A 14,298-nucleotide genomic window follows, 5' to 3' on the forward strand; every position below is an offset into this window, starting at 1 on the left:
TTAATATATCTTTTATTGCGGAGGATGAAATTTATACAAAAACAGTACTAATGAGCGATACAGAGGAGTATCTCTGGTCTATGAAAAATGTTTTTGCTACAGAAGATAATGAAAGTGAGGGAAATTGCCTGGTATACCAACTAAGATGTGGCGGCTTATTGCTGATTAAATACTTTACAAATACTTGTCTGCATGTACTTGTGTTTGTTCGAATAAGTTAGAAAGAAGGACAGGACAAACCATAGGTGGAGATGCGTATAAATGGGGATGCGTAAACAAAGTTTTATTCGTGGCACGTTCATATTAACCGTGTCGTCATTTTTCACAAAAGGGCTTGGTTTTTTGAACGGAGTCTTGCTGGCACGTTTTTTGGGAGCAGAGGGAGTAGGGCTGCTTATGATTGCTCATCCACTGCTTCCTTTATTTATTACGCTGACAGAGCTGGGGCTTCCTGTTGCGATTTCAAAGCTTGTATCGGAAGCTGAGGTTAAGCAGGATGAAGCGCGAGTAAAGCGTATTCTCACTGTATCCTTAAGCATTACGGGTACGTTGAGTATTATATTAACTTTAGTGGCTCTATTTGGCTCCAAATGGATCGCATCGATTTTTTTGGCCGATCAGCGGGCGTATTATGCTATGGTTGCTATTACGCCGATCATTCCAATTATTGCGATGTCTGCTGTACTGAAAGGTTATTTTCGTGGAAAACAGAACATGAACCCACTTGCCTTTTCCGATATTATTGAGAATCTGGCGCAAATCATTGTCATTATCGGTGTTGTCAACGTTTTGCTGCCCTACGGTATTGCCTATGCGGCTGCTGGCGCGATGGCTGCCTCCGTTGTTGGAGAAGGTTTTGGTTTGCTCTACTTGTTTGCAGTTTTCAAATGGGCTAATCGAGGTAAGATCAAAACCTCTCCACCACATACGTCAAGAATTTCACTTAAAGGAGACAGTACGTTAAGAGATTTGCTGCGCATCGGCTTACCGATGACAGGCAGCGGTTTTATTCATTCGCTCTATCATGCCTTTTTACCACTGCTGATTACGAAAAGTCTAGTACTGTTTGGTGTAGGTGTTGAGATGGCAACCAAGCAATTCGGACTTCTGGCGGGTTATGCTCTTCCCATGTTGTTTCTCCCCAGCTTCTTCACACAATCGTTGTCGACTGCATTAATTCCGGCGATCAGCGAAGCAAGTGTGAGCAACAATAGCAAGCTTATGCATAGTCGGATGGATATGGCTATGCGATCCGCGCTTATAGTAGGTTTTCCATGTACAATCATCCTGTACCTATGGGCTGTACCCTTAACGACTATGATCTACCATTCGCCAGAAGCGGGCGAGCTGCTAAGGTTAATTGCACCCTTATTTTTTCTTTATTATTTTGGAGCGCCACTGCAAGCAATTTTGCTTGGTTTGGGGAAAGCATCAACCGTTATGTGGAACCATATTCTTACGAATATTTTCGAAGTGATTGCGATCTTTGTTCTTGGTTCTAATATTGGAATCGAAGGGGTGGCCATGGGATTCGGACTGGGACTCTTGCTGCTGACACTGTTGAATTTTTTATCTGTGGCAGGAACGATCGGATTTTATTTTGACTTTCGTATTGTATTTAAGGTGGGAGCAGGAGGAATTGTCATGGCGCTTAGCGGGCTGGCGGCTCACGGAATTCTGGAACGATTGGACCTGGGGCAGATCATTGAACTGTTCGGAGCGTTGCTCGTTTCGTTAATCACCTATGCAGCAACATTGCAGGTAACCCGTGCTTGGGAAAGAGCACCGAAACCACCAACGATTACGCCTGTTTCTTGAATGGTGATCTTTCGGTACCGTGCTCCAAAAAGTAAATCGAGCAATGATGCAACCCTCTGTGTGCCAGTATGGAGGCGGATGAAGGAAATGGGAAGCAGCAATGTGTTTAACTGTATTTTGTACAGCTATAATCGTTCAAAGCAGTTGCGCATTGAAAATAGCTGTATTTCTTACATCTATTCTCATGAATTTAAGCCTATTAGGTGATTTCTCTTGATTTTAATTGTATAGAATGCAGTTAAAGTCGAAGTTATTCCCTAGCAATATGGATTAAGTGTATAAAATGCAGTTATTTCATTAAATTGCGTGAAAATCTTGCGCTACAAATATACGGAGTGGGGATATCAGACGTTACAGTCTTAATTGCTCAGGCAAACCGCGAGTGATCCAAAATATCAGGCAGCGATCCTTGATTATCGGAGATCGCTGCCTGATTCTAATTAGCTTTATGCTAACTATGCTCGATTGACTCACATGCAAAAATGGAGTCTATCTCATAAGTAATTTAAGTAATTTCTATAGGGTTGCTCCAAATGGCAAGTTGGCTTGATAGGTAACATTTTGCGCACACGTATTTGCTATCGGACTCAGCTGACCTTAAGAGCAGATTTAGCTTACAATTGGAATTTTAACGGACACTATCGCAGTTATTACTATGAAAAACATCCGAAATGACTCTCTTTTTAAGGAATAGTTGCACTGGAGTCCTTAATCTAACTCAAAAGCCTACGCAAATAGCGTCTTCTGAGTCCGAAAAGCTCTATGCTTGATCAAGACTGGGTGATTTAGGTAGGTGCAACGGACAAAAGCATTCAACTCTCGATTCATAACATCAGAGCAACGAGATTCTCCAGTAACGGACGATTGCTGCTCTGGCGATCCAAACTTTTTCGAGACAGTTAAGAAGTGGAGCAGGACAACGCAAGATATTACCGAGTATTATCCTTGACCGTATTTTTTTCTGTAATGACTCAATGTGAGTAGTGGCCAGATATAGCGGTAACTATGATAATTGGAATAGAAATTACCGGGGAGTCCACCGCCAGTTGGATAAGAAGTTTTCCAATCTTCTTCATGAATAGACGTGATTAGTCTTTGAATCCCTTTTTCCACCGCTGCTGTTGGCTCCGGCTGAACCGCGATGAGTGCATCAAGTGCCCAGGCGGTTTGAGAAGGTGTGCTTTCTCCTAAAGGAACATATTGTAGAAGCCGATCACTGTGACAAGACTCCCCCCAGCCGCCGTCCGAGTTCTGAATGCTTAGGAGCCACTTCACTCCTTTTTGCAACGTATCATGATTTATAGGGAGCCCAACAGCCTGCAGGCCTGTTAATGATGCCCAAGTGCCATAAATATAACAAACACCCCATCTTCCATACCACGAACCATCCTTCTCCTGATGTTGAATCAGCCATTTCGTACCCCGTTTAATGAACTCGTGTTGTGTATTTAAACCAGCGAAGTTTCCGAGAAACTCCAAAGTTCGTCCGGTAAGATCTGCTTCCGAAGGATCAATGGCTGCAGATTTAGCACCATCGATAGCGAGCCATGTGAGCATTTCTTTATTGGTGTTTTTTTCGAATGCCGGCCAGCCGCCGTCGTTATTTTGCATCGATAGGACCCAATTCAGACCGCGATTCCATGATTCCAGATATGAAGGGTGAATTGTTGATAAGCTTCGGATGGCTCGCAAGGCTGCCGTTGTATCATCTACGTCCGGATTGATTGTATTGGACTCAGAGAATCCCCACCCACCGGGAACTGTATCCGGATTATGGATGCTCCAATCAGCAGTTTGATGATGCTGTTTATCCAGAAGATAAGATGCAGCGTGTTTTATTCCTTTGTGATCAACCGGAATTTGAGCCTCTTGTAAAGCATAGGAGATTAACGCTGTATCCCATATTGTAGATGGAGAGTTTTGAATTGTAGTTTTATGATCTGATTGGCATTGCAGCGCGGTGAGACCTTGAATGGCCTGTGTAATTATTGGATGCTGCCGATCATAATCGAGAGCAAGCAGGGCAAAAACCATAAGAATTGTACTGCTGGCATAGCTGTAAAAGGTACCGTCGGATTCGATTCGCTGGAGCATATATTGCTCTGCTTTGTTTTTGGCAGCTTCATGTATGTAGTGTGGACTCCCGAGTAATCTGCTCAAACCCATTTGAATAACATCCTGCAGCTCCTGATATCCACGGGTAGGCGATTCATTTGCATCCAACCGTGTCTCCATAAGATCTGACAGATCAGGAGCATGGGCTGTAGTGATCGAAAATCGCCGATCGGCCATAATGAGCATAGGAGTGAGGTGTACCCTAGAGTAGCCAGAGAATTCGAAATAGTTAATAGGGAAGTAAGACGGAAACAAAAGCACCTCCAGTGGAATCGAAGAAATTGCTAAAGGCCACTTGCTTTGACCCGTTGCGGCGAGAATGACTCTAGTTAAGATACTTGTGACTTTGCCTAATCCACCTTTAGACAGTATATAACGCTTAGCACGCTGTATTGGCTCGTCTGTTATCTTACTGTACCCAGAGTAGAGCAGGGCATAATAAGCTTCGACCGATGTGGATAAGTTCCCAGCTTCTTCGTCCTTATATAACTGCCAGAAACCCTCTCGCTGTTGTGCGTCAAGAATGCGTTCATGTAGCTGCCGAATGAGGGTTTCATTCTGTCGGTTCAACACCCTAAAGAGAATGATCATATAAGCATCGATCACAATCCCGTTCTCAAAACAAAAATGCCATGAGCCGTCATCCTTCTGCTGTTGTTGCAAGAACGTTGTCAAACGTTCGATTTCTTTATCTACTTTTCTTAGTATATCCGTCATTTTTTGGGTTCCTCCGAAGGCATCATTTTTAACATTATATGAAGTCGGAGAACAGGTCATGAAAAAGAGCTGCTTAGTCGCTTTTACGCAACTTTGCAGCTCTCTCAGCATTATAAAACGGTTAATTTTCAATCACAATACGATGTAGCTTGAGATTAACCGGAGCAGCAATGGTGTCACCTACAGGGCATTTGCTCTCCAGAAATTGTACGAACTGTTCGACCTTCTCAGCAGGGGATGGAGTCTTTATGTAGAATGTATACCGAATATCGGAATAGCCAGGACGTACTTCAGAGCGGTTGAAGAATCCGTCGAGATCCAAGTCACCTTCCACATCTACTCTGAAATCTTCAAGCTCCACCTCAAATTTAGAGGCGTAGACCCGAGCTACAATGGATTGGCAGGCACCCAAAGAAGCGAGCAAAGCTTCAACAGGATTCATTCCTGTATCCGTACCCCCTAGACTTGTCGGTTCGTCGATGACCAGCTCGAATTGTCTTACATTAGTAACGACCCTAACGCCGTCTTGCAAATGAGCAGTTGCTTTGAAAGTTTGAACATTTGGCATGTGTTTACACTCCTTCTTGTGGACAAACTAAGGATGATTTAATGTTTCTTATTTTTTATAATTCATAGTATGTTTCTAGGAATTGTATAGATTATAGTTCTATTCTGTATACCCGTCAATACATGATTAAAATAATAGTTAGGAGGCAGCTAGAGTGTCGATCGAAATTGAGAGCTATTTGGACTATCCTATGGTTGCAATTCCAGGGGGAGAAATAGAATTAAGAGACGATCGGATAAAGCGTAGATGGAAAGCAGAAATCAAACCGTTTCTTCTTGCACCTTATCCTGTAACTGTGGATCTATACAATGCTATAATTAACAACTCATCTCACGGAGATCTAAAACCGGTTGTGAATATTTCATGGTTTGAAGCCATCTCTTTTTGCAATCTGCTTTCCCAGAAAGCTGGATTTATAGAAGCTTATACTATAGGTGAAGATGGTAAACTCATTACTTGGGATAAGGAATCAAACGGATATCGACTTTCAACAGAAGCAGAGTGGCAATATGCATGTAAAGCAGGAACTTCCGGTTATCAATATGGAGAACTGGATAAAATTGCTTGGTATAATGAAAATTCAGGTGGCGAACTCCACGAAATAGGACAAAAGGAACCCAATGCTTGGGGACTTTATGATATGTTAGGAAATGTATGGGAATGGTGCTGGGATTTATATGATGAACAAGTGTATGGCTCCTATCGAATTTTTCGGGGAGGCAGCTGGGCAGAAGAGGACAGAGGATGTGGAGCCACATGCCGCCGTCGTAGTCATCCAACATTTAGCGTAGATGATCTTGGCTTCCGTCTTGCCCGGTCTTATTAATGGGCCATACATTTGTAATCGGAGTTAGAGGAGGAAATAACATGCGCGAAGGACACATAGAAATGCACGGTTATAACGAGTATCGAGAACACGGAGAGCATGGAGAAATGAATATAAATGGAGTCAAGGAGGGTTCGGAGCATCCTCACAAAAGTGCTCAGACCTTTCGTCGAGCTAGGGCTATCGCATTTTTGGACAAGCTAATGATTAATCGTTCGGCGTTGCAGCAGCAGCTAAAAGAGTCAGAGTTTGAATCTGCAAAACAGCTCATTAGTGGTGAATTAAAAGCTACGGAAGCGATCATCGATGAGTTCATTCATATGTTTCAGATTCATGAGATAACTTCTGATAATAGAGAAGATAGAACCTAAGCCACTCAGCTATATAGAGGTGTTCATGCCCTAGGTTTTGATATGAATGAAAAAAGAAGACTTCTGAAGAAATCAGAGGTCTTCTTTATGTGTAGTTAATAAAGAAAAATGTCTAATGTAAAGAGAATACATCATAAAGTAAAACGCTTTCATGTTCACTTGATAAATTGATTTATATAATTAGTCCTGTAAGCAATATAAAAATGGGGGGCGAAAAAGAATGAAAAAAGTCAACAAAAAAAGGATGAACCTAACTCTAACAGTGTTGATGGCTATGTCCATGCTTATCACTGCTTGTGGTGGGAACAACGGGAATAACGTGAATTCCGAGGCTAATGCAAACGCAGGCAATACGGGAAAAACAACTGCGGCGGAAGAGAAGCTCAAGATTACCATGTGGTCTCAATTCGCGGATCCAAATTCTAAAGATGGTGGGTTTGTTGGTTTTTATAAAGCACTTGAGGCAACCAAGGCTAAATTCCCTAATGTAGAAATCGAGCATGTAGGTGTTGGGGGCGAATCTTATAAAACAAAAGTGAAAGCGGCTTCAGCAGCCAATGAACTGCCCGACATTTTTTACACCTGGGGTGGCGGATTCTCTGAGCCATTTATAGCGGGGAACCGGATTCTGTCCATTGATGATCTCGCAAAAGATGGAACGCTGGACCAAATCGTACCAGGTACGACAGACAATTTCGTCTTCGATAGCAAGCTTTACGGTCTGCCGATCAATATAGCTACTGCTCAAATGTACGTTAATAAAGAACTATTTGAGCAAGCAGGAGCAAAAATTCCGGAAACATGGGATGAGCTTGTTGCTGCGATTGAAGCACTAAAAGCAAAAGGTATTCAGCCGATTGCACTTGGGGCTAAAGACAGATGGCCAGCCATGCAATGGAACGCGATTCTAGCCATCCGGATGGCAGGCGTGGATGCTGTAAATGCCGCTTTAACGAAAACAGGATCATTCGACACACCTGAATTCACAGAAGCTGCCGCGAAATACAAACAATTGATTGATGCGGACTCCTTCGGCAAACATTTTGTTGGAACTTCTTATGATGACGCGACAAATATGTTCCTATCAGGCAAAGCAGCTATGATGTTCATGGGTGCTTGGGTCAACGGACAGATTGAAGATGATAACTCTCTGGTCAAAGGTAAAGTGGTACCGATTAAATTTCCAACCATTCCAGGGGGGAAAGGAAATGCTGACGAGTGGTTCGGAGGTTCGGGTGAAACATTCGTGCTCAATGCCGATCTGAAAAACAAGGAAAGAATATGGGAAGTATACAAGTTCTTTATTGAGACCATGTCTAAAGAAGTATTTCTGGCTGGTTCAGGCTCCTCAGCATGGAAAGTTGATGTAGGTGACACTTCTCAAATGAATCCACTGGCTCTGCAAATTGGTGAGTTGTCTTCTTCAGCAACAGGTTTCTCCTACTGGTGGGATCAAATGCTGAATGGTAATGACACTGAATCTATGTTCGGCTCGCTGATGAAATTCGTTGCCGGAAAAACAACACCTGAAGACTACACGAAAGAATTACAGAGCAAGGTCAATCAAGGACAATAATCTGCGTCAGGCGGCGAGAATTGTTCGCCGCCTGATCGATTTAAAGGTGGAGTGAAGCATGCATCAAGTATTCGGAAACAAAAAGGCTATCGCCGTATTTGTTGTTCCTGCTTTGATTTTATACATTCTTGTTGGTTTTTTCCCGATCCTTCAGTCCATGTATTACAGTCTGCTGGACTGGGATGGGATTCAACCGGCTAAATTTATCGGTTTAGCTTCTTATAAGGATTTATTTTTTACAGATACGTACGGCATGGATTTTAATCATTCGATACTTAATACGTTGTATCTGGCAGTTCTTTCTGTTTTCATGCAACTTCCGATAGCTCTGGTGCTCGCTCTGGTTCTTGCCAGAGGGGTCTGGGGTGAAAAGCTGTATCGTACTTTGTATTTCATTCCAGTCTTGGTATCCTCCTCTGTCATCGGGGTTATGTTTCTGAAAATCTATCAGCCTGAATATGGCTTACTGAATACGATACTCAATCAATTAGGCTTGTCCTCCTGGACACATGATTGGTTAACGGAAAGCGGAACAGCACTAATTAGTGTTATGATTCCAATCGTTTGGCAATATATCGGCTACCATATGCTTCTAATGTACGCTGCCATCAAAGGGATTCCTGAAGATTTGTACGAGGCTGCAAAAATTGACGGAGCATCAAGTATAAGAACCGCCTTCTCTATCACCATTCCACTTATTTCACCGATCCTGAAGGTATGCGTCATATTTGCTGTATTGGGATCATTGAAGTTTTTCGATTTAGTCTTCATTATGAGCAATGGCTACCCAACACCGGAAACTAGTGTTCCAAGTACGTTGATGTATTCATCGATTTTTAATCGCAATATGTATGGGTACGGCAGTGCGATGGCCGTGTTTATGGTTGTGGAATGTCTCTTTTTCTACTTAGTTCTACAAAAACTGATCAGAACCTACGATGATAAGGAGGAGAGCTAATGACAACAACACATAACCGCCGCTGGCCAAAGGTTGTTTTGCAGCTTGCGTTTCTAATCTTCGCCGTTATTCAATTGTATCCGCTCGTGTGGCTTGTATTTTCATCCTTTAAAACAAACATAGAAATTACAGGCTCAAATGTGATGGGCTTGCCTAATGAGTGGCGGTGGGCGAATTACGACTACGCACTTTTTAAGGCGAATATCGCACGTAACTTTTTGAACAGCCTTATGTATACAACGGTAACTGTCATTATTTCTGCTCTGTTATCGGCAATGGTTTCTTTTGCTGTCGCAAGAATGAAGTGGAAGCTTAATAATGTGGTGCTTACTTTCTTTATGCTGGGATTGATGATCCCCGTACATGCTACGCTGCTACCTGTCTTTCAGATGTTAAAAATGACAAGTTTGCTGAATACACCGTGGGCTTTAATCATTCCTTATACCGTTAGTGCACTTCCTACTACAATCTTTATCATGATTGGTTTTTTTAGAGCGCTGCCAGGGGAGTTGGAAGAAGCCAGCGTTGTAGACGGCTGCAATATTTATCAGGTTTTTTTCCGTATTATGCTTCCGCTTGTAAAGCCGGCTATCGTAACCACTTCCATCTTTACTTTTTTATCCGCTTGGAACGAACTGATGTTTGCTAATACGTTCATTAATGATCCTGACTTAGCAACAATTACCGTCGCCATCAATTCGTTTAAAAGTGCCTATGCCACAGAATTCGGACCTATGTTCGCTGGAATGGTTGTGGCTACACTACCCATGATCATTATCTACTTGTTCCTAAGTAACCAAGTCCAAAAAAGCATTATTGCCGGGGCAGTTAAGGGCTAAAGCAATGGGATAGGAATCCTTCGAAAAATGCTATACTAGTATCGTATTGAAGTAGCTATAAATAAAGGTCCGTATTCGCTTAATTGTCGGCCAGGAGGTTACCGATGAGGTTTGCACGTATCCGATCACAAATCGTTTTTTACTACTTGGCCTTATTAGTGGTTTCCATGATTGCAAGCGGTATTATGTACCAACGAATCAATGAGAAATTCACCGAGGAAAAGGTAGGTGAGGTATCGCTTCAAACCTTAAACGCCATGAATTCCGGAATTGAATCACTTCTTGACAGCACGAATAATTATTCCAAGATGATCGTGTCGAACAACACAGTTCAGGAAATTTTGGGCAGTGATCTGGCGGGTAACGACATCGGGATTTTAACTTACAAGCTAGAGGTGGCTCTGTCAGATTTTATGCTCGCAGAGCCCTCTATCTCTTCTGTTTATCTATTCGATAATGCAGGACGTAAGTTTGCGATTGATTTGCAGTCTGCAAAACCGATCAGAACGGATGGGATCGAGTCAGCGGAATGGTACTCCGAGGCGGTCGCCTTGGACGGAAAAGCAATTTGGAGGAAAAATGCCGGAGGTATCTTCAATTTTGAGACGAAGGAACCCCAGCAGGATCCACAATATATTTCTCTGATTCGCATCGTAAACGACATGAACACTTCCAAGAAAATAGGAGTATTAGTCGTGAACATTACCGTTCAGGAGCTGAAAAAAAGCTATGAACGTTCGATCAACGATAATAAACCTGATTTAATGATCGAAACTGGATATGAGACACTCCTTGATTTTACAAGGCCTGAATTATTGACTTATACAAACTCTTCTATGCTTGATGTGCCGCTCGGCAGTAGCAAAATCGTAAAGATCAAAGATCATAATTATCTGATCTCTTCTCTGGTTTCAATGGATCGTGGTTGGAAGTTTACTAGCGCTCAGCCTCTGGGGGAATGGGAAAGCCCCTATCGTCAATTTAATCTAATGCTGTTAATGATTATGTTGTTTAATTTCATTTCTATATTTTTAGGTTCCGTCTGGATTTCTAGATTCATTACAACACCTATTTTACATATGCTGCGATCCATGAAAAAAGTGGAGATTGGAGAGTTCAGTTTGGTTCGGTACGAGGCGAGAACTGATGAACTGAACCAGTTGAAAGATAGGTATAACAATATGATTATGACCATTGAGCAAGCGCTGAAGCGGGAGAAAGAAGAACAGAAATTGATTCGGAAACTCGAATTGGATATTTTGCAGCAGCAAATTAAACCACATTTTTTATATAACACGTTAGAATCAGCTGGCTATTTAACTTTGTCAGGAAATAATAATGAGGCGTACCAGATTATTTCTGAGCTTGCAGCCTTCTATCGTCAGAGTCTTAGTAGGGGCAGTGATGTAGTAACGTTAAGAGAAGAAGTAGAGATCACTAAAAGTTATTTGAGTATACAAAATATTCGCTATCCAGAAATTTTCACAAGTGAAATTGAGGTGCCGGAAGAAGCTGAGTATGTTCGGATACCCAAATTGACGCTTCAGCCGCTTGTAGAAAATGCGCTTTATCATGGTATTCGCCCTTTAGGGGAGTGTGGTAAGATTCGCATCCTTGCCCGAATTCAGGGGAATCGACTGAAGTTAATCGTGGAAGACGATGGTGTGGGCATGAATGAAGACAAACGTCGGGAAATGCAAGCTGAGCCCTATGGGCAAAATGAGTCCAGTTTTGGATTGCGCGGTACTTTGATGCGTCTGAAGCTGTACTATGGGGCGGACATGAATTGTAGTTTGGTCAGTGCACCGGGAGAAGGAACTCGGATTGAATTGGAACTACCGCTTGAGGAGGGGAATAGTCTTGGAGCTTGAACTGCTCAGAGCCATTATTGTGGATGATGAAATTAATGCGAGAAAAATTGTTCCCATTATTATAGATTGGCAAGCGGTTGGTTACAGATTCGTAGGTGAGGCCTCGAATGGAAGCGAAGCGTTAGATCTGATCGAAACGATGAAACCGGATGTAGTATTTACAGATATCAGTATGCCTTTTATGGATGGACTGGAATTAAGCCGGTTGATAAAAGAAAGGTATCCGCTAGTCAAAATTGTGATCATCACTGCACATCTCGAATTCGAATATGCAAAAAGAAGCCTGGACATTGGAGTACAAAATTTTATCTTGAAGCCGCTTCAAGCCGAGGAAGTACGAAGAGTTGCGGTAGATCTTCATGGGAAAATCCGGGAAGAGACAGAGCGGTGGAACGAATATCAGGAACTGAATCGACAGTTAAAAGAAAACGCCGTTCAACTAAAAGAAAAATTTCTAAATGATTTGCTATCAGGCCTCTGGGACCCCGATCAGCTGGACAGCCGGTTCCATTACTTTTTTCCTGACTCAGCGAACAGCCTGTTTTCAATCATGCTCATTGAACTTCAAATTTCCTTAGAAGAAGGGGAGGAACAACGAATCCTGCAGTCTTTGCGTTGTAAGAGGTTTATTGATTATGCGCTTGAAGAGTATGAGGGAATCGAAGTTTTTTTTGATAACAGTCAACGCATTGTCCTTCTTAATAGAAAAGATAATCAGAATCTTACGAAGATTGGAGAGTGGCTTGCCCAATCGCTCCATGAAAAGCTTGAATGCAAAGCTTGCATTGGCGTAGGTAGTACCTGTACGGATTTCAATAGGATCAAAGAATCCTATAAAGAGGCGCTGGAGGCAGTTAGATATGGTAAGTTAAAGGGCAGTAACGCCATCTATTTTTTTAATGATGAAATTCATTTCGGAGGCCGATCCTGGGAAGTTAAGACGAATGAAATTGAGGAAATTTTATTTTTTGTAAAAGCTGGTGTCTTAGACAAGGCTATGCAATCCATCGAGAAAATGTTTCAGGATTTGGAGAAGTCCAAGGCTTTTTCTGTGGAACGAGCTAGGTTGGTTTCCGCCCAATTTGTCTCCACATTAATCAATTCACTCGCTGAAATGGGAGTTATACTAGATAATAATCTTTCTTTCGATATTTCGCCATATAAAAGGATTTTTGAGCTCGATAGCCTGCCAGACATGCAACAGACATTACTTGAACTCACAGAGAAGGTAACCTCTCAAGTAACCCGGGCACGTAGCAAAAAAACCAATAATATTATCCATGAAGTTAAAGAATTTATTCAACAGGAGATGCACATTCCGGAGATGTCTTTATCCTATGTATCGAATAAATTCCACATGAATTCCAGTTACTTTAGCCGGATCTTTAAGCAGGACATAGGGATTAGCTTTACGGATTATCTTCTCAAGTGCAGAATGGAAAAAGCGGTGAAGCTTCTGAATGAAACGGATTGGAAAGCTTATCAAATTGCTGAAAAGGTAGGCATTAAAGATCCATTTTACTTCAGTAACTGTTTTAAAAAAGTAATGGGAGTATCCGTTCAGGAGTATAAGAAAAATAGTTTTTCCCTATAAATCACTCCGTTGAATTTGATAATTTTTCTCTTTAAGCCCGCACTTTATGCGGGTTTTTATTGTTTTTTCAGATATAAAATGAGCAATTATGATGTTACAAAATGGAAAAATGATCTTGACAGAAATGGTTTCTATCGTATACATTTGTATACATGAAGAACGCGTATACAATTGTATACACTACTGCAAAAGGAGGAAATAAAATGCGTGAAGGACATATCGGCAAACGTGGCGGTCATAGGGAGCACGGAGAACACAGAGATCGTGGCTTTATGAAACATGGGATGACAGAACCGATGGATCAACATCCTAAAAGTGCTCAAACTTTTCGCCGTGGCAGAGCCATCGCTTTTTTAGATAAGCTTATGGTTAACCGGGCTACATTACAGCGGCAGTTAAATCAGCCTGAGCTTGAATCGATTAAACAAGTGGTTAGCGGTGAATTAAAAGCAACGGAAGCGATCATTGAAGAGTTTAAACAAATCTTTCAGATTCATGAGATCGCTCCAGAAGATACAACATCAAATGTTAAAAAAGAGGAGAGTAAAGAAAAAGATGAAAATAACTGAGCTCATTAAAACCCGTAGAAGTATAAAACAATTCAAACAGACTCCAATAGGTGAAGAGGAGTTACATTCATGGCTGGAGGCTGCAAGTTACGCTCCTAATCATCGTATGACCGAACCTTGGGAGCTTCTTTTCATCGGACCCAATACTAGAGCGAAATTAAAACATAAGACGGATTTTGGCAACGCACCTGTTGTTTTTGCAGTTCTGTCTAAGCCTGCCGTAACTGCGTTTGAACGCGATGAGAATGTTATGGCTGCTGCTTGTTTCGTACAAAATTTCCTATTAGCTGCACATGAAGCAGGTGTAGGTACGTATTGGGCTTCGCTGGGGGCTTTGCCTCATAATCGTGAGATTCTTAATGTTCAAGAAAATTACGATGTTATTGGGATATTTGGAATGGGTTATCCGGAGGAAATGCCGAATGCGAAACCCAGAACACCGATTAGTTCTAAAATCACGTATTTATCTTAAACAA

12 protein-coding genes are annotated in these 14,298 nt (G+C 41.9%); 10 read left to right on the plus strand and 2 right to left on the minus strand.

From position 1 onward, the window contains the following. Positions 1-261: 261 nt before the first annotated feature. The gene (gene spoVB / locus MKZ16_RS15675; RefSeq protein ID WP_076099270.1) at positions 262-1,818 is read left to right on the plus strand and encodes a stage V sporulation protein B; all 1,557 of its coding nucleotides are present in this window, start codon (positions 262-264) and stop codon (positions 1,816-1,818) included. A gap of 939 nt (positions 1,819-2,757) precedes the next feature. On the opposite strand, the gene shc is transcribed toward spoVB, so the two are convergent. Together shc and MKZ16_RS15685 are read right to left on the minus strand one after the other, a co-directional pair. Next, complete coding sequence (shc, locus tag MKZ16_RS15680; protein ID WP_076105664.1) at positions 2,758-4,650, minus strand: squalene--hopene cyclase; 1,893 nt, start codon at positions 4,648-4,650, stop codon at positions 2,758-2,760. A 121-nt stretch (positions 4,651-4,771) separates the two neighbouring features. Further along, positions 4,772-5,218: an OsmC family protein gene (locus MKZ16_RS15685; RefSeq protein WP_036677906.1), complete on the minus strand. Its 447-nt coding sequence runs from the start codon at positions 5,216-5,218 to the stop codon at positions 4,772-4,774. A gap of 190 nt (positions 5,219-5,408) precedes the next feature. Between MKZ16_RS15685 and MKZ16_RS15690 the strand changes: the two genes are divergently transcribed. The 9 genes from MKZ16_RS15690 to MKZ16_RS15730 all read left to right on the plus strand — a co-directional run bounded on the left by MKZ16_RS15690 (position 5,409) and on the right by MKZ16_RS15730 (position 14,294). Beyond that, a complete protein-coding gene (locus MKZ16_RS15690; protein WP_176462527.1) occupies positions 5,409-6,044 on the plus strand; it encodes an SUMF1/EgtB/PvdO family nonheme iron enzyme in 636 nt (211 codons plus the stop codon). Between the two features lie 41 nt (positions 6,045-6,085). After that, entirely contained in the window at positions 6,086-6,415 is a 330-nt protein-coding gene (locus tag MKZ16_RS15695; protein WP_256715514.1) for a hypothetical protein, read from the plus strand. A 220-nt stretch (positions 6,416-6,635) separates the two neighbouring features. Then, complete coding sequence (locus tag MKZ16_RS15700) at positions 6,636-7,991, plus strand: extracellular solute-binding protein (protein WP_038570948.1); 1,356 nt, start codon at positions 6,636-6,638, stop codon at positions 7,989-7,991. Between the two features lie 58 nt (positions 7,992-8,049). Further along, positions 8,050-8,949: a sugar ABC transporter permease gene (locus MKZ16_RS15705; RefSeq protein ID WP_076105665.1), complete on the plus strand. Its 900-nt coding sequence runs from the start codon at positions 8,050-8,052 to the stop codon at positions 8,947-8,949. Next, complete coding sequence (locus MKZ16_RS15710; RefSeq protein ID WP_076105666.1) at positions 8,949-9,788, plus strand: carbohydrate ABC transporter permease; 840 nt, start codon at positions 8,949-8,951, stop codon at positions 9,786-9,788. The genes MKZ16_RS15705 and MKZ16_RS15710 overlap by 1 nt, the downstream gene beginning before the upstream one ends. 104 nt (positions 9,789-9,892) lie before the next feature. After that, entirely contained in the window at positions 9,893-11,659 is a 1,767-nt protein-coding gene (locus MKZ16_RS15715; protein ID WP_076105667.1) for a sensor histidine kinase, read from the plus strand. Next, positions 11,649-13,253 carry a response regulator gene (locus MKZ16_RS15720; RefSeq protein WP_076105668.1) on the plus strand — a complete coding sequence of 535 codons (1,605 nt, stop codon included), beginning with the start codon at positions 11,649-11,651 and terminating at the stop codon, positions 13,251-13,253. Before MKZ16_RS15715 ends, MKZ16_RS15720 begins: the two co-directional genes overlap by 11 nt. A gap of 203 nt (positions 13,254-13,456) precedes the next feature. Next, positions 13,457-13,822, plus strand: coding sequence for a hypothetical protein (locus tag MKZ16_RS15725; RefSeq protein WP_052097030.1), 366 nt, complete (start codon positions 13,457-13,459; stop codon positions 13,820-13,822). Beyond that, positions 13,809-14,294: a nitroreductase gene (locus MKZ16_RS15730; RefSeq protein ID WP_076099264.1), complete on the plus strand. Its 486-nt coding sequence runs from the start codon at positions 13,809-13,811 to the stop codon at positions 14,292-14,294. The genes MKZ16_RS15725 and MKZ16_RS15730 overlap by 14 nt, the downstream gene beginning before the upstream one ends. Positions 14,295-14,298 lie beyond the last annotated feature (4 nt).

Source organism: Paenibacillus sp. FSL R5-0928 (assembly GCF_037970385.1).
GTDB lineage: Bacteria > Bacillota > Bacilli > Paenibacillales > Paenibacillaceae > Paenibacillus_AQ > Paenibacillus_AQ odorifer.